Annotated in this window: 22 protein-coding genes and 1 pseudogene; 15 read left to right on the forward strand and 8 right to left on the reverse strand. The window is 63.4% G+C overall.

The window, feature by feature from the left end; genetic code table 11:
- The first annotated feature begins 114 nt into the window (after positions 1-114).
- Both A3CW_RS0137675 and A3CW_RS51545 read left to right on the forward strand, forming a co-directional pair.
- A complete protein-coding gene (locus A3CW_RS0137675) occupies positions 115-375 on the forward strand; it encodes a hypothetical protein (protein WP_035515114.1) in 261 nt (86 codons plus the stop codon).
- Positions 376-752: 377 nt separating this feature from the next.
- Positions 753-887 (forward strand): annotated as a pseudogene (locus tag A3CW_RS51545) (transposase domain-containing protein); the annotation flags it as partial.
- Here A3CW_RS51545 and A3CW_RS52755 read toward each other — a convergent pair.
- Both A3CW_RS52755 and A3CW_RS48905 read right to left on the reverse strand, forming a co-directional pair.
- Positions 866-1,156, reverse strand: coding sequence for a type 2 periplasmic-binding domain-containing protein (locus A3CW_RS52755; protein ID WP_028208151.1), 291 nt, complete (start codon positions 1,154-1,156; stop codon positions 866-868). The pseudogene A3CW_RS51545 and the gene A3CW_RS52755 sit on opposite strands and share 22 nt — an antisense overlap.
- 3 nt (positions 1,157-1,159) lie before the next feature.
- Positions 1,160-2,539: an MFS transporter gene (locus A3CW_RS48905; protein ID WP_051481981.1), complete on the reverse strand. Its 1,380-nt coding sequence runs from the start codon at positions 2,537-2,539 to the stop codon at positions 1,160-1,162.
- Positions 2,540-2,772: 233 nt separating this feature from the next.
- On the opposite strand from A3CW_RS48905, the gene tcuA reads away from it, so the two are divergent.
- The 4 genes from tcuA to A3CW_RS0137705 all read left to right on the forward strand — a co-directional run bounded on the left by tcuA (position 2,773) and on the right by A3CW_RS0137705 (position 6,516).
- Positions 2,773-4,263: an FAD-dependent tricarballylate dehydrogenase TcuA gene (tcuA, locus tag A3CW_RS0137690; protein ID WP_051481987.1), complete on the forward strand. Its 1,491-nt coding sequence runs from the start codon at positions 2,773-2,775 to the stop codon at positions 4,261-4,263.
- Between the two features lie 19 nt (positions 4,264-4,282).
- Positions 4,283-5,035: an SDR family NAD(P)-dependent oxidoreductase gene (locus A3CW_RS0137695; RefSeq protein ID WP_028208153.1), complete on the forward strand. Its 753-nt coding sequence runs from the start codon at positions 4,283-4,285 to the stop codon at positions 5,033-5,035.
- Entirely contained in the window at positions 5,028-5,633 is a 606-nt protein-coding gene (locus A3CW_RS0137700) for a cysteine hydrolase family protein (protein WP_245623847.1), read from the forward strand. The genes A3CW_RS0137695 and A3CW_RS0137700 overlap by 8 nt, the downstream gene beginning before the upstream one ends.
- Positions 5,634-5,703: 70 nt before the next feature.
- On the forward strand, positions 5,704-6,516 hold the full coding sequence (locus A3CW_RS0137705) for an aspartate/glutamate racemase family protein (RefSeq protein ID WP_028208155.1): 813 nt from the start codon (positions 5,704-5,706) through the stop codon (positions 6,514-6,516).
- A gap of 39 nt (positions 6,517-6,555) precedes the next feature.
- Here the strand turns inward: A3CW_RS0137705 and A3CW_RS0137710 are convergent, their stop codons facing one another.
- The 6 genes from A3CW_RS0137710 to A3CW_RS48920 form a co-directional block, all read right to left on the reverse strand.
- Positions 6,556-7,491: a LysR family transcriptional regulator gene (locus A3CW_RS0137710; RefSeq protein ID WP_028208156.1), complete on the reverse strand. Its 936-nt coding sequence runs from the start codon at positions 7,489-7,491 to the stop codon at positions 6,556-6,558.
- A 34-nt stretch (positions 7,492-7,525) separates the two neighbouring features.
- A complete protein-coding gene (locus tag A3CW_RS50450) occupies positions 7,526-8,554 on the reverse strand; it encodes an electron transfer flavoprotein subunit alpha/FixB family protein (protein ID WP_051481982.1) in 1,029 nt (342 codons plus the stop codon).
- A complete protein-coding gene (locus A3CW_RS48915; RefSeq protein ID WP_035515116.1) occupies positions 8,542-9,324 on the reverse strand; it encodes an adenine nucleotide alpha hydrolase family protein in 783 nt (260 codons plus the stop codon). Before A3CW_RS48915 ends, A3CW_RS50450 begins: the two co-directional genes overlap by 13 nt.
- Before the next feature lies 1 nt (position 9,325).
- Entirely contained in the window at positions 9,326-10,696 is a 1,371-nt protein-coding gene (locus A3CW_RS0137725; protein WP_028208157.1) for an FAD-dependent oxidoreductase, read from the reverse strand.
- 12 nt (positions 10,697-10,708) lie between these two features.
- Positions 10,709-12,151 carry an FAD-dependent oxidoreductase gene (locus tag A3CW_RS0137730; RefSeq protein WP_028208158.1) on the reverse strand — a complete coding sequence of 481 codons (1,443 nt, stop codon included), beginning with the start codon at positions 12,149-12,151 and terminating at the stop codon, positions 10,709-10,711.
- Between the two features lie 115 nt (positions 12,152-12,266).
- The gene (locus tag A3CW_RS48920) at positions 12,267-14,102 is read right to left on the reverse strand and encodes a sigma-54-dependent Fis family transcriptional regulator (RefSeq protein ID WP_245623848.1); all 1,836 of its coding nucleotides are present in this window, start codon (positions 14,100-14,102) and stop codon (positions 12,267-12,269) included.
- Between the two features lie 333 nt (positions 14,103-14,435).
- On the opposite strand from A3CW_RS48920, the gene A3CW_RS0137740 reads away from it, so the two are divergent.
- The 9 genes from A3CW_RS0137740 (at position 14,436) to A3CW_RS0137780 (ending at position 23,267) form a co-directional block, all read left to right on the forward strand.
- Positions 14,436-15,350, forward strand: coding sequence for a VOC family protein (locus A3CW_RS0137740; protein ID WP_028208159.1), 915 nt, complete (start codon positions 14,436-14,438; stop codon positions 15,348-15,350).
- A 47-nt stretch (positions 15,351-15,397) separates the two neighbouring features.
- The gene (locus A3CW_RS0137745; RefSeq protein WP_245623849.1) at positions 15,398-16,339 is read left to right on the forward strand and encodes an alpha/beta fold hydrolase; all 942 of its coding nucleotides are present in this window, start codon (positions 15,398-15,400) and stop codon (positions 16,337-16,339) included.
- Positions 16,339-16,926: a flavin reductase family protein gene (locus A3CW_RS48925; RefSeq protein WP_081771997.1), complete on the forward strand. Its 588-nt coding sequence runs from the start codon at positions 16,339-16,341 to the stop codon at positions 16,924-16,926. Before A3CW_RS0137745 ends, A3CW_RS48925 begins: the two co-directional genes overlap by 1 nt.
- Positions 16,923-18,140, forward strand: a complete 1,218-nt coding sequence (locus A3CW_RS0137755; protein WP_028208161.1) for an acyl-CoA dehydrogenase family protein — start codon at positions 16,923-16,925, stop codon at positions 18,138-18,140. Before A3CW_RS48925 ends, A3CW_RS0137755 begins: the two co-directional genes overlap by 4 nt.
- A gap of 96 nt (positions 18,141-18,236) precedes the next feature.
- Positions 18,237-19,019 (forward strand): 2-oxopent-4-enoate hydratase, encoded by a 783-nt coding sequence (gene dmpE / locus A3CW_RS0137760; protein WP_028208162.1) that lies wholly within the window; start codon positions 18,237-18,239, stop codon positions 19,017-19,019.
- 32 nt (positions 19,020-19,051) lie between these two features.
- Positions 19,052-20,002, forward strand: a complete 951-nt coding sequence (locus A3CW_RS0137765; protein ID WP_028208163.1) for an acetaldehyde dehydrogenase (acetylating) — start codon at positions 19,052-19,054, stop codon at positions 20,000-20,002.
- Between the two features lie 4 nt (positions 20,003-20,006).
- Positions 20,007-21,023, forward strand: a complete 1,017-nt coding sequence (dmpG, locus tag A3CW_RS0137770) for a 4-hydroxy-2-oxovalerate aldolase (protein WP_028208164.1) — start codon at positions 20,007-20,009, stop codon at positions 21,021-21,023.
- A 171-nt stretch (positions 21,024-21,194) separates the two neighbouring features.
- Positions 21,195-22,052 (forward strand): alpha/beta fold hydrolase, encoded by an 858-nt coding sequence (locus A3CW_RS0137775; RefSeq protein WP_028208165.1) that lies wholly within the window; start codon positions 21,195-21,197, stop codon positions 22,050-22,052.
- Between the two features lie 141 nt (positions 22,053-22,193).
- Positions 22,194-23,267: a porin gene (locus A3CW_RS0137780; protein WP_028208166.1), complete on the forward strand. Its 1,074-nt coding sequence runs from the start codon at positions 22,194-22,196 to the stop codon at positions 23,265-23,267.
- Positions 23,268-23,302 lie beyond the last annotated feature (35 nt).

A 23,302-nucleotide genomic window follows, 5' to 3' on the forward strand; every position in this document is an offset into this window, starting at 1 on the left:
ATCCGGCGGCTGGTTTCGCTTTCAAGTGCGCAACGGGATCGGGATGGGCGGATTGACGAATCCCGGCTGAACTTCAGGCTGGGGAGCCCAACGCCAGCGAGGGCTCCGATTAGAATGCGAATCGCAGAAAAGTTGAAGGTGGTGGCGGTCCGCATTGATCCGGTCATCGAGCGCAGGCTCCGGCTCCTGGTCGAGGCGACCGGCCGCAAACCGTCTTTCTTTCTGCATCGGCTGATCGAAGGCGGTATCAGCGCGCTGGAGGAGGTATGGCTGCCTCCCGCCCTGTTGGAGCAGGTCCGCGCCGGCACGATGCCGGAACCGACCGTGTCCCACGCGGCACCAGACCTGTTCGACGAAACCGCCTTCGTGAACTGAGCCGGTATGCGCCGCACGCGTCAATGAGCGGGGCGCATGGCGCAAATGGCAGCGTTCGAAATGCCGTGATCGTCTGGAATTACGTGGGCGCGCCCCACGAGCGCAAAAAGGGGGGAGAGATTTGAGCCTGAGTAAAGGGCGAGTTAGATATGGCGCTTGTACAAAGCAAGCTCATCGGGCTCCGTGAAATACCCCGGTGTGATTTGATGCGTCGCTGCGATATCGGCGCTCCGAACTCGTGGCAGACGCATCTAATTTCGGAGTTGATGTGCATGCCTTATTAAAAACTTATTCGGGTAATCCAGAGGATTTTTAGCGCAGCGGAAACAGCGCGGTGAGCTATTCAGGGGCACGGCGACCGAACCGTTTCCGCTGGCACCGCAAAACTCAATGGCATCGATCCTGAGGCGTATCTGCGCTACGTGCTCGCACGCATCGCCGACCATGCGATCAACCGCATCGACGAACTCGCACCGTGGGTCGTTGCCGCTCAACTCCGCACGGCAGTCTGAAGATCACGATCTCCAGTCAAGACGTCGCTGGTGCCACGCTTACCAAAGAAGTTGGGTGATCGCACCATCTCGCGCCGCTCAATCCCCTTCGAGCGGAGAAATTGTTCGACGATTTCCAGGCTTCCGCCATCGGCGCGCACAACGGCGTGTGGCAATGACTCAAATGCTTTTCGCAAAACGCCTTGCGTCAGTACGGGATGGCCGGAGTGGACGAGGCTAACGAATCCGTGGCGGAAGAGTCTCTGCTGGAAGAAATCGGTGCCCTGCATCTCTCATCGGGCGTCGATGCCGGCGCGCGAGTGTCCCCGCTGTTCGGTGAGATTTTCTGCTTCTGCCGAAGCGCCCGTCCATCCAGAGTGATCCGGGGCGTCGGCCATTGGCGTGTTGCCCGTTTCCTTCAGGCCGGCGATTGCTGCAAGCGATACGAGGGTCGCGCCGGATATCGCGGCAGAGATTGCAAGCGTGCTATGGGTCCACGCCACGAGCGCGGCGGCCAGAAAGGTGGCGGGGCCCGAAAACAACGCGGCCGAGAAGTGGTAACCAATGGAAAGACCGCTGTAGCGCACCGTCGTGTCGAACGCCTCGGAAAAGAAGCTCGCCTGGACACTGTAGGTCGCACCGTGACCGATAGTGATCGCGAGAATCATCGCAATGGTGATGAGGACGGGCGAACCACTTTGCAGCAGCCAGAAGAACGGGAACGCAACGACACCCAGCCACACCGCGCCGGCCGCATAGACCGGCTTTCTGCCGAACCGGTCGGAAAGCATGCCGAAGAACGGCTGGGCGAAGACGTTGAGTGCGGCGGCGACCATCACGGCGATGAGCGGCACACGAATCGGCACGCCGACTTCGTGGGTAAGATACGAGAGCGACCACGTCGAATAGATATAGAACCCGACGTTCAGCGCCGCCTGCGCGAGGATCACGAGTACGAGCGGGCGGCGGTAGTGGCGCCACAGCGTCACGAGCGGCGCACGCAGCGCATGCTGGGACGCCTGGGCGCGCTTGAACGCGGGCGTTTCCGCAATGTTGAGGCGGATATAGAGGCCGATGGCGACCATGACCGCACTCAGCAAAAACGGCAGACGCCATCCCCACGCGAGAAACTGCGCTTGCGGCAATTGAGCGAACAGATAGAGCGATATCGTGCCGAGCAGCATGCCGAGAGGATTGCCCATTTGCGGAATCGCCGCGTACAGGCCACGCCGGTTGGCCGGCGCGTATTCGATGGCCATGGTGGTCGCGCCCCCGTATTCGCCGCCCACGGCGAAGCCCTGCAGTACGCGCAGGAACACCAGCGCGAGCGGCGCCGCGATGCCGATCGAGGCGTAAGTCGGTAGCAGGCCGATCAGAAACGTGCCGATGCCCATCACGAGAATCGATACCGCGAGCATGCTCTTGCGCCCGAAGCGGTCGCCGAAATGTCCGAATATTGCCGCGCCCACGGGCCGCACGACGAGCGTGATGCCGAACACCGCAAACACGGCCATCGAGCCCGCAACCTGCGAGAAGTTGGGGAAGAACAGCTTTTCGAACACGAGCGCCGAGGCCGTGCCGTAAAGGAAATAGTCGTACCACTCCGTTGCCGTGCCGATCATCGTGGCAAGCGCCACCTTGACCGCCGGCTTTGTGCGGGCGTTGTCGTGCATGGTGTCTTCTCCTTTCTAATTTGGGTCGCCTCGCCACTGTAGGTGCGCGCAGGGGCGCCCACGATAGGGACGCGTCGAACGGCGCATTCGAAAAATCCGAATAAAGCGCACGCAGCGAGTCGGCCCGGCGCCTGCCTGGAAGCGCGCACCAGGATTTTCAAAAGTCCCTTTCGCTTTGCATGCCTGTACGCCGCAAGGCGGCGCACGCGATCATCGTCGCCAACGTGGAGGGCATGGACGTGAACAAGTGTGACGTGATCATCGTGGGCGGTGGCAATGCGGCGTTGTGTGCGGCGTTGTCGGCGCGCGAAGCGGGCGCGCGGGTACTGTTGCTCGAACGCGCGCCATTGGAGCGGCGGGGCGGAAATTCCGCCTTCACGGGCGGTGCTTTTCGCATTGCCTATGACGACGTGGACGATCTGCGCGAACTCATTCCGGATCTTCAGGATGCCGAACTTGACGGCGCGGATTTCGGGCAATACCCCGCCACGCAGTTCTTCGAGGAAGCGGTGTCCATGAGCGGCTATCGTGCCGACAGCGAGGTGCTGGAGCACGTGGTCGACGAGAGCCTCGCGACGATGAAATGGCTGCGCCAAAACGGCGTGCGGTTCGCCCCCATCTACGGACGGCAGTCGTTTCAGGTCGACGGTAAGCATCGCTTCTGGGGCGGTCTGACCGTCGAGGTCTCGGGCGGCGGTTACGCGTTGGTCGAGACGCTCTTTGCGCGCGCGGAAGCAGCCGGCGTGGAGATGCACTACGAGACGCGCGCCACGAGCCTCGTGCGCGAGGACGACGGCTGGGTGGTGGGCGTGCGCACGCGCGATGGCGCGCAACAACTGCGGGCCGGCGCCGTGGTGCTCGCAACGGGGGGCTTCCATGCCAATCTCGCATGGCGTGCGCAATATCTCGGACACAACTGGGATCTCGCGCGGGTACGCGGTTCGCGCTACAACACGGGCGACGGCATCGACATGGCGCTGCGTGCGGGCGCTGTCGCACACGGGAACTGGACCGGCTGCCACGCGGTGTTCTACGACCTCAATGCACCCGCATTCGGCGACATCGACTTGCTCAATCAGCAAAAGAACTATTTCACGCTCGGCATCGTCGTGAACGCGCGGGGCCGGCGCTTCGTCGACGAAGGGCGAGACTTCCGCAACTACACCTATTCGGGCATGGGCGAGCAGGTGCTCGCGCAACCGGGCGCAGTGGCCTGGCAGGTGTTCGACGCGCGGACACACGACCTGCTCCCCGACGAATATCGCGTGAAGCACGCCACGCGCATGACCGCGAACACGCTCGAAGAACTGGCTGCGAAGATGGAAGGTATCGACACAGCCGCGTTTCTCGACACGGTGCGCACATTCAACGCGGCGATCGACGACACCGTTGCGTTCAACCCCGCCGAACGCGACGGCCGCGGCACGCAGGGCATCGAGCCGCCTAAATCGAACTGGGCGACGGCGCTCGAAACCGCACCGTTCTTCGCGTATGCCGTGACCTGCGGCATCACCTTCACCTACGGCGGCGTGAAGGTCAACGTGGAAGGGCAGGTGCTGGACGAAAACGACACACCGTTGCCGGCGCTTTATGCCGCGGGTGAAATGGTCGGCGGCCTCTATTACGTGAAATACGCCGGTGGCATCGGGCTCACGGCCGGGTCGGTCGTGGGCCGGGCGGCGGGCGTCCATGCCGCGCGCGCGAGCCTGCGCGCCAACGGCTGATTCAAAGGGAGAGAAGACGATGCGGGAACTGGAAGGCAAGGTAGCGCTCGTGACAGGTGGCGCTGGCGCCATTGGCGCGGCGGTGGTTCACGCGCTTGCGGTTGCGGGCGCGACCGTGGTGAGCGCCGACAAGGTAGCGCCCTCGGTGCAGGACGCGCAGGCCGGCGTTCACGCGGCCGCGCTGGACGTTACCGCGCGCGACGAAGTCGCACGTCTCGTAGCCGGGATCGTCCAGCGTCACGGCGCCCTCGACGTGCTCGTGAACGCCGCGGGAGTGGTGTCGTTCGGCAGCGCGGCCACGCTCGAAGAAGCCGAATGGAACCGCGTGCTCGACATCAATCTCAAGGGCGTGTTTCTCGCGTGCCAGGCGGCAATTGGACCGATGAAGGCGAACGGCTTCGGCCGCATCGTCAACATCGGCTCGGTGGTGGGCAAGAACGCGGGCAACGCGCGTCCCTGGCTCGACGCGGGAGAGCAGGCGCGCGCGGGTAATGTCGCCTATGGGGCATCGAAGGCCGGCGCGCACATGCTGACGCTCTTTCTCGCGAAGGAACTCGCCGCGTACGGCGTGACGGTGAATGCGGTCGCGCCAGGTCCGATCGCCACAGCAATGACCACCACATTTCCTGACGCGTTGCGCGCGCTGATCCCCGCGGGCCGGATGGGCACGCCCGCCGACGTGGCGCGCGCCGTGCTGTTCCTTTGCGCACCAGAAAACGGATTCGTGACGGGCGAAATACTCGACGTCAACGGCGGAATGTACTGTGACTAACCAGGAGGAAACGGAAGTGGGCAAGACGATCTATCTCGTACTCGACATGCAAAACGATCTCGTTCACGCGGAAGGACCGAGCGGGAAAGGGCCGCTCGGCGCTCAGGTGCGCGAGCGCGAGACCCTCGCCCGCACTGTGCGCGTGCTACAGAAGGCGCGCGCGGCTGGTGCGCTGGTGGGCTTCGTGCGCGTGGGCTTCAGTTCGCACTATCAGGAGTGCCCGCGCCATTCGCCGGTTTTCTCGGGTGCGCCGGCTGCGAGCCTCTTCAAGCTCGGCGAATGGGGCACGGAAATTCACCCCGATCTCGAAGTACGCAAAGAAGACCTGCAGATCGTCAAGCACCGCGTGAGCCCGTTTTATTCGACCACTCTCGAAGCCCAGTTGCGCGCCCAGGGCGTGACGCGCATCGTCTGCTCGGGCGTATCCACGCAGGCGGTCGTGCAGGCTACGGTGCGTGACGCGCATGACCGCGACTACGAGGTCGTCGTGCTCGACGACTGCTGCGCGGCCCATTCGGCGCAGGAGCACGCCAATTCGATCGAGAGTATCCGGCGCTTCTGCCGCGTCGAGACTGCCGACAGCGTGTCCTTCGACTGACGCGCGCCACGAGACGGCCGAAGGCGGCACGTTCGGCCACCTTCGGTCCAGACCTACGGAAAACGCCACTATGAGCATTCGCATCTGGCATCAGAGTTTCACCGTCCTCTCCGATCTCGGTGCATACAGCGACGCGCTCGACGCGCACTTTCGCGCAATTGCGCGGCCCGATACGGAAATCGCGATGCACGGCATGGCGCCGGGCACGTATCGCACGAACTATCCGGGCGACGACATCAAATATGCATCGCTGCAGTATCTGCATGGCCTGCAGTTCCTCTCCGCAGGCGTGCGCGCAGAGCAGGAAGGCTTCGACGCCTACGCCATCAGCACGCTGCCCGAGCCCGCGCTGCGCGAAACGCGGGCGCTGCTAGACATCCCTGTGGTGGGTTACGGCGAGTCCGCCATGTTGCATGCCTGCCAGTTGGGGCGCCGCTTCGGCGTGCTCGTGTTCATCGACGAGTTGGCCGAACTGGTGGCCGACAACGCGGTGCGGCACGGTCTCGCACAACGGTTCGCCGGTGCGAGTCATGTCGGCTTTCAGTTCGGCGACGTGCTCGAAGCGTTCGGCGAGCCTGCGCAGCTCATCGCGACCTTCGAGGAAAGCGCGCGGCGCCTCATCGCACAGGGCGCCGAAGTCATTATTCCGGGCGAGGCGCCCCTGAACGTGCTGCTCGCGCGCAACGGCGTGCGAGCAGTCGACGGCGTGCCGGTGGTCGATTCGCTGGCGGCCTGGGTCAAGGACGCCGAGGCGCTGGTCGATCTGCGCCGTGCCGGGGCACAGGGAGCCTGCCGGCGCGGCTACTTTTCGGGAAAGCCGGAGAAGGCACGCGTGCAGGAAATCCTCGCGTTTTACGGGCTCGACGCGCTGCACGCGAAATGAAACGGCACCGCCCGTGCGTTAAAGCCTGGGCGGTGCACTTCAACGCACGCGCTGAACCGGAATGCGTTCGCGATGATCGGGACGGCTTTGCGGGCCGATTACCTCGAGCATGAAATCGCTGAAGGCCTTGAGTTTTGGCGAGACGAAGCTTGCTTTCGCCGAAACGAGGTGAAATGCGCGGCCGCCATGATCCCAGGCATTGAAGGCCGCAACGAGGCGGCCATCGGCAAGCTCCTGCCGCACGAAGATGTCCAGCACGCTGATGAGACCGAGGCCCCGGCATGCCGCGCTCACCAGCGCATCCGAACTATTGAACGAAAGTCGGCCTTCGGGCGAGATGAACGTTTCCTCGCCTTCGCGCGCGAAGAGCCACGGCTGCGGCTCGGGCCGGCCTTCGGGAAGGAGGCCGAGGCATTGCGAAGGATCGAGGTCGGCAGGTGAGTGCTCATTCACGGCGTCGACGACATCGGGGCGTCCGCAAACGACATAGCTGGCCGTATAGAGCGGGCGCGCCACGAGCTCCGCGTCTTCCACCGCATCCATGCGGATCGCAAGATCGAGCCCGCGCTCGATCAGGGCATGCGGCTGGTTCGTCAGATTCACGTTGACGCAGAGGCCGGGATACTGCGCGAGAAACGAAGGGAGCGCCGGCAGCAACAGCGCATGACCGATCGCAATGGGGGCCTCGACATTGAGCGTGCCCCGCACTTCGGTTTGCGCCTGCGCGGCCTCCTGCTCGGCGGCATGAACCCCTTCCAGCAGCACCTTGCAGCGCGAATGGAAGCGCTCGCCAGCATCGGTGAGTCGCAGGTGTCGCGTATTACGCTGCAGAAGCGTGACGCCCAGATGCTTTTCCAGATTGCGCACGCACGAAGTCACCGTCGCATTCGCGAGGTTCAGCGATTCGGCCGCACGGGAAAAGCTGCCGCACTCCGTCACGCGAACGAATACTTCCATTGCCCAAAGTCTGTCCATGCTACCTCGTTGAGTCGTTCCGGTGGCCGGCCGCTCATGACGCGTTGGCGCGCGCGCTGCGGCACGCATCCACGCGCGCAATGAGCGCCGGAATAAATGTATCCCAGTCGGCCACGATGCCGACTTCTGCCACGCGGAAGATGTCCGCGTCTGCGTCATTGTTGATCGCCACGATGCGTGTCGTAGCGCTGACCCCAGCGAGATGCTGCGGCGTGCCCGAGATGCCGACCGCGAGATAGACCGAAGGGCTCACGAACTTGCCCGACTGGCCGACCTGATGCGTGACCGGCACCCAGCCCGCGTCGACGGCCGGCAGGCTGCCGCCGAGCGCCGCGTCGAAGCGCGCGGCAAGCTGCGCGAGCAGCGCAAATCCTTCGGAGCCCTGCATACCGCGGCCGCCGCTCACGACAACGCGTGCGGTCTCGACCGGCATGCGCGCGGCGTCGCCGGGCACCATCACGATTTCGGTGTCATCGTGCGGGCCACTCGATGCTTCGCGCCATTCCAGCGCCGAAGGCTCGGCCGGCGCGGCGAGCGCGGAGCCGGTGCGCGAGGTGCGCAATGCCGCGAACCAGGGGCCGCTCTCGCCGTGCACGCGCACGGTGCTGCGGCCGCCGAACACGGCTCGATCGGCTTGCGCACCGTTCGCGTCGAACAAGACGTGCTGCACGCGGCCGAATGCGCAGCCGTCGAATGTCGCGGCGAGCCGCGCAACGACTTCTTCACCGAGCGCGCTGGCCGGTGCACAGACGAAATCGGTGGAATGCAACGCGTGCGTTTCGAGCGCACGCTGGAGCACGCTGGTGAAATCGGTGGCCTGAACCGGCTCGCGCAAATCGGCAGCCACAATGCAGACGAGAGCGCCAAGCGGCAACCGCTGCAGCCGCTCGGCAAGCTCGGGATTAGGTGTGCGCGTCACGCAGATCGCGTGGACCTCGCGCGCGCAAGGTTGCGCCATATCGAGCACATCCCCGGCATGGCGCACGAGTTGCTGGGCGTCGTCGTGCTCGTCGAGCAGCAACGCGATGAGGCGGGGAGCGGAGGTCGTAGTCACGTTGGGCATGCGTTCTCAAGAAGTTCGACAACGGCGTCGAGCTGAGCCTCGAGTCCGGCGGCGGCGCCGAGCGGTGCACGCCGCTCGCGCTGCGCACCCGTTGAGGCGACGAACTGAGTCGGCGCGATCCGCGCAGTGGAACTGCTTGCGTACGCAACGATATCGATTGCCAGCTTCTTCGCGAGCATGACGTTTTTCATGAGCGGATGACGCAAGCGGTTGCTGCGCGCGTTGGTGAGCGTCACGACGCAGGCAGGGGGCACGCGAATGTGCTCGCTCACCTGGCTGCGCGTGCGCAGGGCTCGCAGCGTGCCATCGGCTTGCACGCGCAGCTCTTCTGCCATCGTGACGAGCGTCGCGCCGGCCTCGCGTGCGAGCCACGCGCAGAACGTGCCGTCGTCGAGATCGCCGAACTCGCGACCGGTTAGCCACAACGTGCCTGCGCCCGCCGCGCGCAGGCCTGCGGCCACTTCGCGTGCGCAGGCGGCGGGGTCCCATCGTACGGCGTCGGGCACAGTCAGGAGACCTACGTGCTCGGGCTTGTGCGCTGCAACCGCGCGCATCAGCCCGAGCGTGCCGGGGCCGTCCGGCATCCACACCGCGAGCGTGGCCTGCGGCAGCGATTCGCGCAGGCGCAGAGCCACTTCGAGCGCGGCTTCGTCGAACGGACTGAGCTTGCGCGCGATTCCGTCGAGCAACGCGGGATCATGGAGCCAGTCGTTCTGGGGCAGCGGCCATTTCGGGTCGAGCACGCCCGCGAGAAGTACGCAGATCTGCATGCTAGCGCTCCGTTCCGCTCGCGCTGCGAGCAGCAAGGCGGCCGAAGATCGCGGCTTTGCCCAGCGCCGTGCCCGTCATATACGCGCCGCCGTGAAAGCCGCCCACGATCTCGCCCGCGGCGTAAAGGCCATCGAGTGTTTCGTCGAAGACATTCACCACGCGCATGTGCGCATCCACGCGCAAGCCGCAATAGGTGCCGAAGACGGCTGCCGTGGAGGGATACGCATAGAAGGGCGCTTGTTCGATGCGGCACAGCGCGCCATGTCGATGAACGAGATGCGCGCGGCCGAACGCTTCTTCGTGGCCCGAATCGACGGCGGCGTTGTAGCGCTCCACCGTGTCGAGCAGCGCGGCTTCGGGCACCTCGATCAGACGCGCGAGTTCGGCGAGACTGTTCGCCCCGATGAAAAGCCCCTCTTCGTGGCGGCGCTGGAAATCGAGAATGCGTACGCGGTCGTCACCGCTCTCCATGATGCGCTGGTCGAGAATCTGGAACGTCGCGCCATAGGGCTGACGAATTGCGGCGTCGCCGAGCAGCTTGTACGAGACCGATTCGTCGACGAAGCGCTTGCCATCCTGGTTCACCGCAATCGCGCCCTTGTAGACGGCGAGGCAGCTATGGTGATTCGTCTCGTCGAGCGGATGCTTGCCGTACGTGCCCTTGATATAGGCCATATCGCGCAGGTCGGCGCCGAATTCGAGGGCCATTTTCAGGCCGTCGCCCACGTTGCCGTCGCCGCCGATGAACACCGCTTCGTCGTATTGCGGTGCGTAACGATGCACCATCTCCGCGTTCCGGCAGAATCCGCCGCTCGCGAGAATGACGCCGCGTGTTGCATGCAAAGTGACGTTGTGGCCGTCGACGCAAGCGTGCACGCCCGTGAAGCGCCCATCGCCCGCACGAACGAGGCGATGCGCCGCAGCGTTCGTCTTGACGCTTACGCGTCCCGTCGCGGCGCACGCGCGCGCGAGCCGGCGCACGGCGTCGGCCGGGTCGACCGAATGCACGCGCGGGACCGACTGACCCGACGAGGTTTCGATGGAGGGGCCGAACGCCACGCCGTGCTCGCGCATCCAGTCATAGGTGTCGAGCTGGTGATCGACATAGGCGCGTACAAGCGCCTCGTCGTTGTCGAAGTTGCCCACTTCGCGCAGGTCGGAGAAGAGCAGCGCGCTGCTGTCCTCCACGCCGTGCTCGCGCTGCAGGTCGGTGCCGGCGAAGGCGAGACAGCCGCCGCTCATGGCGGAGGAGCCGCCGGTTTCAGGCTGCTTTTCAAGCAGCGTGACGGTGAGGCCCGCGTTGGCGGCTTCGAGCGCAGCGCAAAAGCCCGCCATGCCGCCGCCAATCACGAGCAGGTCCGGTGTCGTCATTGCGCGCCTCCCTCAGCAGCGGCTGGCGATCGTCTCGCCCGCCAGTTTGCCGAACACGAGACCCTTGAGTACCGAAGTCGCGCCCGTGTAGTTGCCGTAGTACATGCCGATCGTTTCGCCCGCTGCGTAAAGGCCTGGAATGGGCGCGCCGTCTGTGTTGAGCACGCGCGCGGCGGCGTCCACCTTGAGGCCGCCGAACGTGAACACGTTCGCGGAGATGATCGGATACGCGAAGAACGGCGCACGGCCCACCGGCAGCGCCCAGTTCGACTTGCGTGGTTCGAGCCCTTGCGTGGCGAGGCCGTCGGCGGCCAGCGGATCGTAGCGGCCCTCGCGGCAGGCGGCATTGTACGAGGCGACAGTAGCCGCGAGCGCTTCGCCCGGCACACCGAGCTTCGCCGCGAGCGCTTCGAGCGTGGGCGCTTCGATAGCAGGCTGGTCCGTGCGGATCGCGAGCCGGTAGTTCGGAATGTCCTTCACACGCTGATCGAGAATGACCCAGGCGATGCCTTCTTCCTGCTCGTAGATGCGGCGCGTCACGCGCTCGTACCAGGCGTCGACCGTGCCGGGTGCCTCGTCGGTGAAGCGCTGGCCGCGCTTGTTGACAAGAATGCCGTACGGGAACACGAAGATGGACGGTTCCGACACGCCCGAGCGCGGATCGACCGGCTCCGCGTGGTAGCTGCCGAACTCGCCGCTGGGCGCGGCGCCCGCGCGCAGCGCCATGGCGATGCCTTCGCCCTTGTTGTAGTAGCCGCCCTTGCACACGGGGCGCAGGTAGACCGAGCGCGGGCCGAGATACTGCGCGAGCATTTCCGGGTTGCCTTCGAAGCCACCGCAGGCCAGCACCACCGCGCCCGCATAGCGGCGGCGTCCCGCGCCGCGCTTCCATGCCGCGAGGCCGGCGACCGAGCCTTGCGTGTCGACGATGAGTTCGCGCGCCGTGCACTCGTAGTGGAACGTGACGCCCAATGCCTCGGCCTGCGCGGCGAGTGCTTCGACCATCGCCTCGCCGCCGCCCACGGGCAGGAGGCGCGGCTGCGAGCGCGTGAGGAACTGCGTCGGCAGGAAGTCGAAGCGCACGCCCATGTCGCGCAACCATTGCACCGAAGCGGGTACATGCCCGGCGAACGTGGAGAGCACGTCCGCGTCGGCGAGCGCGAGCGATGCCGTGGTCTGCGACCACGACGAGCGATCGAGCGCCATTTCGGCCATCAGGTCAGGGTCGGGATAGCGGCTCGCGTTTTCCCCAAGGTGCTCTTCGAAGTCGTCGGAGACTTCGTCAAGCGACTTCATGCGTAAATAGGCTTCCGTGAAGCGGCTCTGGCCACCGCGCTCGGCGCGCGTCGCGCGTTCGAGCACGCACACGTTCAAGCCGCGCTGTGCGGCGCTTACCGCAGCCGAAAGGCCCGCTACGCCACAGCCCACCACCACCACGTCAAAATTCTCGTCCATAGTCGCGCTCTCGCTGTTGAATGTACGAGCGCAGAATAGTGGGCGTGAGCGACGGGGCATAGCACCTCGCGGCGAATTCGCCTTTCGATAAAGACGAAAGATCAACGGGGCGCCGCTAGTCGGTATGCATCACGTGGCCGCGGCCGTTGCTGCCATTGCCGTTGCGTTTCACGCGGTAGTCGAGCTGCGCGCGCGTGAGGCCAAGCAGCGCGGCAGCCTTCGAGACGTTGCCGTTCGCCTCCGCCAGTGCCGCGTTGACCAACGCGTCTTCCACGTCGGCGAGGTGCGCGCCTTGCTGGCGCACGGCGCCGCGCGCCCAGTCTTCGAGCGACGCCGGTGCGCCTGTTTCCGACGCCTGCGCACCTTCGACTGCGTTCGCGAGTGCGTCGCGCTTCGCGAGCGAGCCGGATTCGGTCAGGCGCATAAGGCTCGAATGCGTGAAGTTCGAATCGACGCTGAAGAGGTGGCGCAGGTCGAGCGATTCGCCGTCGTCGGCGAGAATGATGCCGCGCTCGATGACGTTCTCGAATTCGCGAATATTGCCGGGCCAATTGTGATTGAGGACCGCCTGAAGCGCACGCGGCATGATGCCCGGCACATGCCGTCCGTGCAGCGCCGAGAGCCGCTTGGTGAAATACTCGATCAGGAGAGGCAGGTCGTCGCGGCGCTCGCGCAGCGGCGGGATGTGAATGGGGAAGACATTGATGCGATAGAACAGATCCTCGCGAAAGCGGCCTTCCTTCACGGCTTTGGGCAAATCTTCATTGGTGGCCGCGACTACGCGCACATCGAGCTTGATCGTGCGCGTTGAGCCGAGCCGCTCGAACTCGCCGTTCTGGAGCACGCGCAGCAGCTTGCCCTGCGCACTGAAGCTGAGAATGCCGATCTCATCGAGAAAGAGCGTGCCGCCATTCGCCGCTTCGAAGCGGCCGGCGCGGGACTCGGTTGCCCCAGAGAACGCGCCCCGTTCCACGCCGAAGAGTTCGGACTCGAGCAACTGTTCGGGAATCGCCGCGCAGTTGACTTCAACAAACGGCTTGTCGGCACGGTTGCTCCATCCGTGCACCTCGCGCGCGACAGCGCTCTTGCCCACGCCGCTCTCGCCCGAAAGCAGTACGGTGGCGCGCGTGGTCGCGACTCGGCGCACCTTGTGCAGCATGGCAGTGAAGCTCACGGAAGATCCAACGAGACCAGGCGAGGCGCGGTGTGGTTGCGCGATGATAGAGCCCGCACTTGCGACAGGTGTCACGTTTTCCTTCACGCCCGCCGACCCAACCATTGCGCGCGAAGTCGCTGGCGCGACGTGCAGATAATGCAGATCCTCTTCGGGGTCGTCCCAACTTTCGACCGGCTGTGCGATCACACGGCATTTGGTCTGTCCCATCGCGCGGCATTCCACCTCGCGCGCGAGAATGCGCTTGCCCATGATCTTGCTGAGAAAGCCGGACGTGTAGCCAATTCCCATCCAGCAGGCGCTTTCGTGTCCGACGCCATAGTTGGCGATGTGTATCTCGTCCTCGCAGTTGTCGTTCCAGAGGAATTCTGAATAGCAATAGCCGCGATGATTGTCGATTTCGATGTGCACGGGCTCCGCTTTGACAAAACCTTCCAGCGCGTGAAACTGCGCGCCCGCCGCGATGATGTCGAGTTGCGACTGATGACCGCGTACCTTCCACGCGAGTTCTGCGTCGCGCGAGCCGGCCGCATAGCCTAAGCGCGTAATGAGGCGGCGCGTTCCTTCGAGCCCGAGCGCGTCCATCATTTCGCGGCGCATCATGCCGAGCACTTCGACCGGCAACAGCGCCATGCGCCGGTCCTGCAGCCAGATGCGGCCTTCCACCGGGTTGAAATGCAACTGCTCGGCGATGTCGCTGAAATCCATGGAGTCAAGCAAGACGAATTCAGGAGGCAAGGTGTAATCCGTCTGCGTCCGTTCTGGGGTTGCGTCCATATTCGTCGTTCCTTTCGCCGCCGTGATCGATGCATGCGCAACGATACGGAAGCAACACTTGGTCCGTAAATTCATGAAATCCCGCAGTGCCGTCAGTTGCAGCCCCGCGCCGTTCATCATTTTCTGAATCACGATGTGGGCGCGCGCACACAGTCCACGCGCAGCCAGGTCGCCTGGAAATGCTTCAGCGCCTTGCCGGGTATGGACATGAGCGGATTCCCACTACATGGACACGGTGCTTGGCATACCCCTTGCTTGATAGACTGCGCGCTTCACGAAAGTCACTGGGCTTTCGCGCAATCGACAAGTTCTTAATAGATAGGTGGAGGAGATATGGCCGAAACGGCTGCAGCAATTTCGAATCTTGGCTACGTCGTGCTCGGAGTGAGGGATCTAGGCGCGTGGGCTGACTTCGCGCACAAACTGATGGGTTTTCACGTTACATCGCGCGACGACGGCAACGCGCTGGTGCTGCGCATGGACGAGCACATGCAGCGCATCGTACTGGAAAAAAGCGGCGCCGACGACATTCAGGAAGCCGGCTGGGAGTTCGAATCCGAAGACGAACTCGATCGCTATGCAGCGCAACTGCGCGAACGAGGCGTCAACGTAACGCAAGGCGACCGGGACTATTGTGTGCGCCGGCGGGTGGAAAGGCTTTACCACTGCGAGGATCCAAACGGGTATCGCCACGCTTTCTATTTTGGCCCGGAGATCGCGCAAATGACCAACCCGTTCCGCTCAAGCGTCATGCGCGGCGCCGGTTTCGAAACCGGTACGCTGGGCATCGGCCATATTCTCACGACCGCGAATAACTATGAGGAATCCGTTGACTTCTACCGGTCGGTGATGGGGCTGCGTGTGAGCGACTACATTCGCGAGGAACGCGCGCCTGGCATCGTTGTCGACGCAACGTTTATGCATGCGAAAACGGGCCGCCATCATTCTCTCGCAACAGCGGTCATTCCGGGCCCCAAGCGTCTCAATCACCTGATGGTGCAGGTCAAGGAAATGGATGACGTTGGTCTTGCTTACGACCGTTGTGTCGCGGCAGGCGTGCCGATGTTCCTGCATCTCGGTCACCACCCGAACGACCGGATGTTTTCGTTCTACGTGCAGACCCCGTCGGGATTCGCGATCGAATACGGTCATGGCGGCGTCGTGATCGACGACGAGACGTGGAAGGTCGTGAGCTATTCGAAGATGAGCGACTGGGGGCACAAGCGCACGCCGCCTGTACCCGCCTGAAGGTGGCGGCGTGAGACGCCGCCAGAGCCTATACCCGCCTGGACGATGTGAACCGGCTTGCGTTGCCGGCGGGGAGTTGTTTTGCCTTTTTTCCGGGGGTGCAAGTGAGTATCTGGAATGATTTGATTGGCGCCGAGCTGCGGTATGTCCGAACCCCGAAATTCGGTGTGACGCGCGTCATTGAAGCCGGGCGTCAGAACCGCGAAGCGCTGATATTGATGCACGGCATCGGCGGCCACGCCGAGGCCTACGCAAAGAACGTCATAGCCCTGGCGGCGCACTATCGCGTGATTGCTTTTGATTTCGTCGGTCATGGACTGTCGGAAAAGCGGACAGACATCGGCTATGAGATTGACGACTATGTCGAGCAATTGCGCGAGTTGATGGACGCGCTCGACATCGAACGCGCGCACGTGTCGGGTGAATCGCTCGGCGGCGTCGTGGCCGGCGGCTTCGCGGTGAAATATCCGCAGCGCGTGTGTCGCATCGTCCTCAATACGACGGGGGGCATTCCCATCGTCAGCGAGCAGGGGCATCGCGATCTGCAGAATCTCGCGGAACTCAGCAAGCGCAATATGGGCAAAGTGCCGACGGCGGCGAGCTTGCGCGCGCGGATGCAGTGGCTTATCCACGAAAGCAACTGGTATTTGCTCAGCGACGAACTGGTTGAAAACCGTCTCTCGTTCTACTCGCGCGCGGACTTCCAGACCGCGGCGCCGCTGGTGTTCGGCCGCCTCACGCGTAATGCGGGCGGGTCGCCCCAACCGGCCAGCATGATCGATCTCGAAAGCATTCATTGCGAAGCGCTGTTGCTGTGGACCCGGCACAACCCCATTCACGATGTTGCAGCGGCACAGGCCGCGCTGCCCCGATTGCCGCACGGCTCGCTCTACGTGATGCGAGGTGAAGCGGCGCACTGGCCGCAATACGAACAGCCTGACGAATTCATCACCGTCATGCATGCGTTTCTTTCGACGGGGAAAACCTGATGGCAACAATTTTGACAAGCAACGCGGGTGAATCCGCGCCCACGCGATGCCCGACTAACGGCGTCGATCCTTCGCTCTTTCGCAGTGGCATGAGACGCCTGACGGGTGCCTGCTCGATCATCGCTTCACGCAGCGACGATACGCGTGCCGGACTGACCGCTACCGCCGTATGTTCAGTGAGCGCAGAGCCCGCACGGCTGCTCGTTTGTGTGAATCGCTCGGTGCGGGCGCACAAGGTGATCAGTGACTCCGGACTCCTGAGCGTCAACGTACTGGCCGAGCATCAGGAAGACATCGCGCGACGGTTTGCGGGCATGGTGATCAATGTGGTGGGCGAAGACCGCTTTCTCGGCGCAGGTCGCTGGCGCGAGGGCCGACTTGGCGTGCCGCTGCTCGAGGAGAGCGTTGTGTCATTCGGGTGTCAGGTGATCGAAGAGATCCCGGGCGGCTCACACACGGTATTCCTTTGCGACGTAATCGAAGTGTGTTGTGAAAAAGAGGAGACGCCACCGCTCATTTATTTCGGCGGGAAATTTGCCCGCCTCGCGCAGGTGCAATCGGACAATTCAAACGGAGGAGCAGCATGAGCACGGTACTGAAACAGTCGGTCGAAAACGCCATTCCCACGGAAGCGCAACTCGTTGAACGCGCGCGAGCGCTGATCCCGATGCTGCGCGAGCGCGCAGCAGAAGTCGAAAAGAATCGTTCGGTTCCAGTCGACGTCATCGAGCAGTTCAAGCAAGCGGGGTTCTTCCGCATTCTGCAGCCGCGCCGTTGGGGTGGGTACGAAATGAATCCCTCGGTATTCTTCAAGGTGTTGATGGAACTGGGCCGGGGTTGCTGCAGTAGCGCCTGGAACATGATGATTCTCGGCATCCACACCTGGGAGTTTGGTCATCTCGATCCGCGTGCCTGCGAAGATGTCTGGGGCAAGGACGACTCGGTGATCATCGCATCCTCGTATGCGCCGTTCGGAACGTACAAGCGAGTCGATGGCGGCTACATCATTAGCGGACGCTGGCCGACTTCGAGCGGCACGGACCACGGTCAATGGGCGTTCCTCGGCCAGATGCTGCTCGACGAAACGGGGAAGCCGGTGGACCGCCTGTCGATCCTCATGCCGCGCACCGACTATACGATCCTCGACGACTGGCACGTCTTCGGTCTCGCAGGCACGGGCAGCAAGAGCGTTGTCGTCAAGGACGCGTTCGTTCCGGATTACCGCACGCACAGCCTGGCCGATTACAGCATGAGCGATCGCGGCGACATGTACCTCTACCCGTTCTCGCAGATCTTCTACGCGGCGGTTTCGTCGGCCATCAACGGCATGGCGCAGGGCGCGGTCGACCTCTTCATCGAACAGATGCAAACACGCCGCGACACGACGGGCGGTGCAAAGACTTCTCTGAGTCCGTACGTGAAGGATCGTCTCGGCAATGCGGTGGCGCGCGTGCGCTCCTCGCGCGCCCGCATTCTGCACATGATGCATGAAACGACCGAGTACGTTGAGCGCCGCGAGCTTGTGCCTCTCGAAGAACGCGTGCCGTGCATGCTCGATATTGCGCGGGTGGGCCGCGAAAGCGAAGAAGCGGTGATGTTGCTCTTCAAGGCGCTTTCGGCGCGCGGCATCTATCTCGACAACCCGCTGCAGCGCATTCTCCGCGACGTGATCGCGGCAGCCAATCACATCACCCAGAACGCGGATGACACGGCGGGCACGCTCGGCGCATACCTGCTCGGCCAGCCGCTGCCGCCGCTCTTTTATTCGCGCGATCCTCTGCCGGGACAGGCCGCAGCCTGAGCTGGAGAAAAGCGCAATTACGGCGCGGCGGCGACACACTTCATTGCGCGGCCGCGCCGCTTCGAATCACGCATGCAGAACATGGGAAACAGGGAAATGGACCCTTCGTTGATCGCGGACCTCGGCGACGAGCTTTGGCGTGCGCTCGGCAGCGGGATCACCGTCGAACCGCTGAGCACACGCTACGAGGCGCTGAGTGTTGAGGATGCTTACCGGATCCAGCAGCGGCTGATCGAGCGGCAGGTGAGCGCGGGCGCTCGCGTGGTGGGCAAGAAGATCGGCGTGACGAGCGACGCCGTGATGCAGTTGCTCAACGTGCATCAGCCGGATTTTGGCTACCTGCTCGACACCATGCTGCGCGACGAGGGCGCGCCGATCGATACGTCAAAGCTCATTCAACCCAAGGCCGAAGGCGAGATTGCGTTCGTGCTCAAGCATGACCTGACGGGGCCGGGCGTCTCAGTGGCCGATGTGCTGCGCGCGACGGAAGGCGTGCTTGTGTGTTTCGAGATCGTCGACTCGCGCATTCGCGACTGGAAGATTCGCATTCAGGATACGGTGGCCGACAACGCTTCCTGCGGATTGTTCGTACTCGGCAGCCAGTTCGTGGACCCGCGTTCGCTCGACCTGCGCACCTGCGGCATGCTGCTCGAGAAGAACGGCGCGGTGGTCGCAACGGGAGCGGGAGCGGCCGCGCTCAACTCACCGGCGAACGCAGTCGCGTGGCTAGCCAATACGCTTGGCCGCCTCGGTGTTCCGCTCAAAGCCGGGGAAGTCATTCTTTCGGGCTCGCTCGGCACGATGGTGCAGGTGAAGGCGGGCGACAACCTCCATGTGTCGATCGGTGGCATCGGGCAATGCTCGGCGCGCTTCGTTTGACTTTCTCGTGTGACCCGACAGGAAGCGACATCATGAATCAACCCAGGATAAAGGCCGCGATCATCGGCTCCGGCAACATAGGCACCGATCTGATGATCAAGATCATGCGCAACAGCAAGCATCTGGAGATGGCGGCGATGGTCGGCATCGACCCGAACTCCGATGGCCTCGCGCGTGCCGCGCGCCTCGGCGTGGCGACCACGCACGAAGGCGTGGCCGGTCTCACGCGCTTGCCGGTGTTCAACGACATCGACTTCGTGTTCGATGCGACTTCCGCTGGCGCGCATGTGAAGAACGACGCGCTGCTGCGCACGCTCAAGCCTTCGATCCGCGTGATCGACCTCACGCCCGCCGCCATCGGCCCGTACTGCGTGCCGGTCGTGAACATCGACTCGCATATCGAAGCGCTCAACGTCAACATGGTGACGTGCGGCGGCCAGGCCACGATTCCGATGGTCGCGGCGGTGTCGCGCGTCGCGAAGGTCCACTACGCTGAAATCGTCGCGTCGATCAGCAGCAAGTCGGCGGGCCCCGGCACGCGCGCCAACATCGACGAGTTCACGGAAACGACTTCGAAGGCGATCGAAGTGGTGGGCGGCGCGGCGAACGGCAAGGCCATCATCGTGCTGAATCCGGCCGAACCGCCGGTCATGATGCGCGACACGGTTTATACGCTCTCCGAAATGGCCGACCGCGAAAAAGTCGAGCAGTCCATCGAAGAGATGGTCGCGAAGGTGCACGCCTACGTGCCGGGCTACCGCCTGAAGCAGAAGGTGCAGTTCGACGAGATTCCGGCCAGCGCGCCTTTGAATATTCCGGGCCTCGGCAGGTTCAGTGGCCTGAAGACCTCGGTGTTCCTCGAAGTGGAAGGCGCCGCGCATTATCTGCCCGCTTACGCAGGCAATCTCGACATCATGACTTCCGCCGCGCTCGCCACCGCCGAACGCATGGCGCAGACGCTTCTGAGCGAGCAGGGAGCTTAAGACCATGAGCAAGAAACTCTATATCTCCGACGTGACGCTGCGCGACGGCAGCCACGCCATCCGCCATCAGTACTCGATCCAGAACGTGCAGGACATCGCCCGCGCGCTGGACAAAGCCAAGGTGGACAGCATCGAAGTTGCGCACGGCGACGGCCTGCAAGGTTCGAGCTTCAACTACGGCTTCGGCGCGCACAGCGACCTGGAATGGATCGAGGCCGTTGCCGACGTCGTTACGCACGCGCAGATCGCCACGCTGCTGCTGCCGGGCATCGGCACGATTCACGATTTGAAGGCTGCGTACAACGCGGGCGCGCGCATCGTGCGCGTGGCCACGCACTGCACGGAAGCCGACATTTCGAAGCAGCACATCGAATACGCACGCGAACTGGGCATGGACACCGTGGGCTTCCTGATGATGAGCCACATGACCACGCCGGAAAACCTCGCGGTCGAAGCGAAGAAGATGGAAAGCTACGGCGCGACCTGCATTTACGTGGTCGATTCGGGCGGCGCGCTCACCATGAACGACGTGCGCGACCGGTTCCGTGCGGTTAAAGCCGTGCTCAAGCCCGAAACGCAAACGGGCATGCACGCGCACCACAACCTCTCNCTGGGCGTGGCGAACTCGATCGTCGCAGTGGAAGAAGGCTGCGACCGCGTCGATGCATCGCTCGCGGGCATGGGCGCTGGCGCGGGCAATGCACCGCTCGAAGTATTCATCGGCGCGGCGGAACGCATGGGCTGGAACCACGGCACCGACCTCTACACGCTGATGGACGCCGCCGACGACATCGTGCGCCCGCTGCAGGACCGCCCGGTTCGCGTGGACCGGGAAACGCTCGCACTCGGCTATGCGGGCGTGTATTCGAGCTTCCTGCGTCACTCGGAAGTGGCCGCGAAGAAGTACGGCCTGAAGACGGTGGACATTCTCGTCGAACTGGGCAAGCGCCGGATGGTGGGCGGCCAGGAAGACATGATCGTCGACGTGGCGCTGGACTTGAAGAAGAAAGCAGCAGCCTGACTTCGCGCGCAGACGTGACGCGTTTTCAATATTTGCGAATGCACCGTTCGGGTTTGCTGTCTTTTTATGAAGCTATCGAACACTATGCTATTAGCAATGCTGATTATTTTAAAAACCATTTTTTAAATCGCGGTGATCCCGGATGCAAATCCGACCAAGGAGGAGAGAGCAATGGCTACATTGACCGAAGCTGGAACGAGCAAGTTCGCGCGGATCAAGGAAGGAGATCTCGATCTGCAGATTCACTACAACGACGCAGGCACAGGCGAAACCGTTGTCATGATGCATGGCTCAGGCCCGGGAGCATCGGGCTGGAGCAACTTCCACCGCAACATCGACACGTTCGTTGAAGCCGGCTATCGCGTGATCCTGCCGGACTCGCCCGGCTGGAACAAGAGCGACCCGATTGTGGTCACGCACGGCGCGCGCTCGGAAATCAATGCGCGCGCGCTCAAGGGCCTGCTCGACGTGCTCGACATCGGCCGCGTGCATATTCTCGGCAACTCGATGGGCGGAGTGAACGCGTTGTCGTTTGCGCTCAACTACCCCGAGCGTCTGGGCAAGATGGTCATCATGGGCGGCGGTGGCGTGGGTCCGAGTCTGTTCCAGCCCATGCCGCTGGAGGGGATCAAGCTGCTGTTCGGCGCATACAAGACGCCGACGGTGGAAAGCCTGCGCCGGATGCTCGACGTGTTCGTATTCGATCCTTCGACGATTACCGAAGAGCTGATCCAGGGGCGCTTCGAAAACATGATGGCGCGCCGCGACCACCTCGAAAACTTCGTGAAGAGCCTGGAGGTCAACCCGAATCAGTTTCCGGATCTGAGCGGGCGGCTAGCCGAGATCGGCGCGCCGACGCTCGTTACATGGGGACGCGACGATCGCTTCGTGCCGCTCGACAACGGCTTGCGCATGGTCTGGGGTTTGCGCGATGCGCAGTTCCATGTTTTCAGCCGCTGCGGGCACTGGGCGCAATGGGAGCACGCGCAAGCGTTCAACCGGCTCGTCATCGACTTTCTGCGGCACTAAGGCATTCCCCGGGAGGGGCAGGGGTTCCGTAGCGAATCCATCATCGGCCACCCAGAGCGGTGGCATCACCGAAAGACCGCGGCCGGAAGCGCTTTCCGGTTGCGGGATACGCAGCATACGACAATAAGGCTTGGAGACACGGTGAAAGCGAAGATCATGACATGTGCGGCCGCCACGTTGCTGGCCGGATCGGCTCACGCCCAGTCGAGCGTCACGCTGTTTGGCGCAATCGATGCGGGGCTGACCTGGGTATCGAACGCGGGTGGCCATTCGAATACGTTCATGCAGGGCGGAATCTCGAACAACACGGGCTTCGGCATTTCCGCAATCGAAGACCTGGGCGGAGGAACCCGGGCGATTGCGAAGCTGCTCAACACGTTCGACATTGGCACGGGCTCGCTGTACAGCGCCGGCCAGATGTTCCGCTACTCGTACGTGGGCCTCGATAACGAGCAACTGGGGCGCCTCACGATGGGCCTGCAGACCGACTTCATGTTCAACTACATGACGGTCGATCGCTGGGGGCCGATGCTCGCCTCACTTGAGCCTACGTTCACGCAGGCCGGGCCATTTCCACAACTCGGCGCGCCCGCCCTCGGGTCGATGGACTTCCTGCGCACAGCCGACCTTTATTCCACGCCCAACGCTGTCACCTATGAAAGCCCACGTATGGGCGGATTCAAGTTCGGTGCGATGTACGGCTTCGGCGGCGTGGCGGGTGCCTTCAGCCAGAACAGCACGCAGAGCTTCGGCTTGAGCTACAACACCGGGCCGGTCGCCCTCGACGCCGCATACACATACACGAAGTTTCCCACCATCAATGAGGGTAACAGCGGACTGCGCGATTGGGGCGTGGGCGGCCGCATGCCCATTGGGAGTGGCTTTGTCGCGGCGATGGTGGCGCAGGCCACCAACACCTATAACAATGCGCGCGTGATGGTGTATGACTTCGCCGCCACGTATCCCATTACGCCGGCGGCCATCATTGGCTTCGCGTATCAATTCAACGATGGTAATCACGTCGTCAATGACGTGAAGATGCATCAGGTCGGCGTCAACCTCGCGTATTACCTTTCCAAGCGTACGAGCGTGTACGGATTCGCCGTGTATCAGCATGCATCGGACGGCGCCCCCGCGCTTATTCCCGGCGCTGGCGCATTCTCGACTTCCGGCAACCAGACGATGGTGCGCATCGGGATGATGCACACCTGGTAATGCTTGCGCGCGGTGCTCGAACGCCGCGCGTGGAC

Origin of the sequence: Paraburkholderia nodosa DSM 21604 (genome assembly GCF_000519185.1) — a bacterium.
In the GTDB taxonomy this organism is placed as follows: domain Bacteria; phylum Pseudomonadota; class Gammaproteobacteria; order Burkholderiales; family Burkholderiaceae; genus Paraburkholderia; species Paraburkholderia nodosa.

Bases quoted from the DNA above. Each gene is read 5' to 3' on its own strand.
- A3CW_RS0137675 (WP_035515114.1), top strand. From the start codon at position 115: ATGCGAATCGCAGAAAAGTTGAAGGTGGTGGCGGTCCGCATTGATCCG.
- A3CW_RS52755 (WP_028208151.1), bottom strand. From the start codon at position 1,156: ATGCAGGGCACCGATTTCTTCCAGCAGAGACTCTTCCGCCACGGATTC.
- A3CW_RS48905 (WP_051481981.1), bottom strand. From the start codon at position 2,539: ATGCACGACAACGCCCGCACAAAGCCGGCGGTCAAGGTGGCGCTTGCC.
- tcuA (WP_051481987.1), top strand. From the start codon at position 2,773: ATGGACGTGAACAAGTGTGACGTGATCATCGTGGGCGGTGGCAATGCG.
- A3CW_RS0137695 (WP_028208153.1), top strand. From the start codon at position 4,283: ATGCGGGAACTGGAAGGCAAGGTAGCGCTCGTGACAGGTGGCGCTGGC.
- A3CW_RS0137705 (WP_028208155.1), top strand. From the start codon at position 5,704: ATGAGCATTCGCATCTGGCATCAGAGTTTCACCGTCCTCTCCGATCTC.
- A3CW_RS0137710 (WP_028208156.1), bottom strand. From the start codon at position 7,491: ATGGACAGACTTTGGGCAATGGAAGTATTCGTTCGCGTGACGGAGTGC.
- A3CW_RS50450 (WP_051481982.1), bottom strand. From the start codon at position 8,554: ATGCCCAACGTGACTACGACCTCCGCTCCCCGCCTCATCGCGTTGCTG.
- A3CW_RS48915 (WP_035515116.1), bottom strand. From the start codon at position 9,324: ATGCAGATCTGCGTACTTCTCGCGGGCGTGCTCGACCCGAAATGGCCG.
- A3CW_RS0137725 (WP_028208157.1), bottom strand. From the start codon at position 10,696: ATGACGACACCGGACCTGCTCGTGATTGGCGGCGGCATGGCGGGCTTT.
- A3CW_RS0137730 (WP_028208158.1), bottom strand. From the start codon at position 12,151: ATGGACGAGAATTTTGACGTGGTGGTGGTGGGCTGTGGCGTAGCGGGC.
- A3CW_RS48920 (WP_245623848.1), bottom strand. From the start codon at position 14,102: ATGGACGCAACCCCAGAACGGACGCAGACGGATTACACCTTGCCTCCT.
- A3CW_RS0137740 (WP_028208159.1), top strand. From the start codon at position 14,436: ATGGCCGAAACGGCTGCAGCAATTTCGAATCTTGGCTACGTCGTGCTC.
- A3CW_RS48925 (WP_081771997.1), top strand. From the start codon at position 16,339: ATGGCAACAATTTTGACAAGCAACGCGGGTGAATCCGCGCCCACGCGA.
- A3CW_RS0137755 (WP_028208161.1), top strand. From the start codon at position 16,923: ATGAGCACGGTACTGAAACAGTCGGTCGAAAACGCCATTCCCACGGAA.
- dmpE (WP_028208162.1), top strand. From the start codon at position 18,237: ATGGACCCTTCGTTGATCGCGGACCTCGGCGACGAGCTTTGGCGTGCG.
- A3CW_RS0137765 (WP_028208163.1), top strand. From the start codon at position 19,052: ATGAATCAACCCAGGATAAAGGCCGCGATCATCGGCTCCGGCAACATA.
- A3CW_RS0137775 (WP_028208165.1), top strand. From the start codon at position 21,195: ATGGCTACATTGACCGAAGCTGGAACGAGCAAGTTCGCGCGGATCAAG.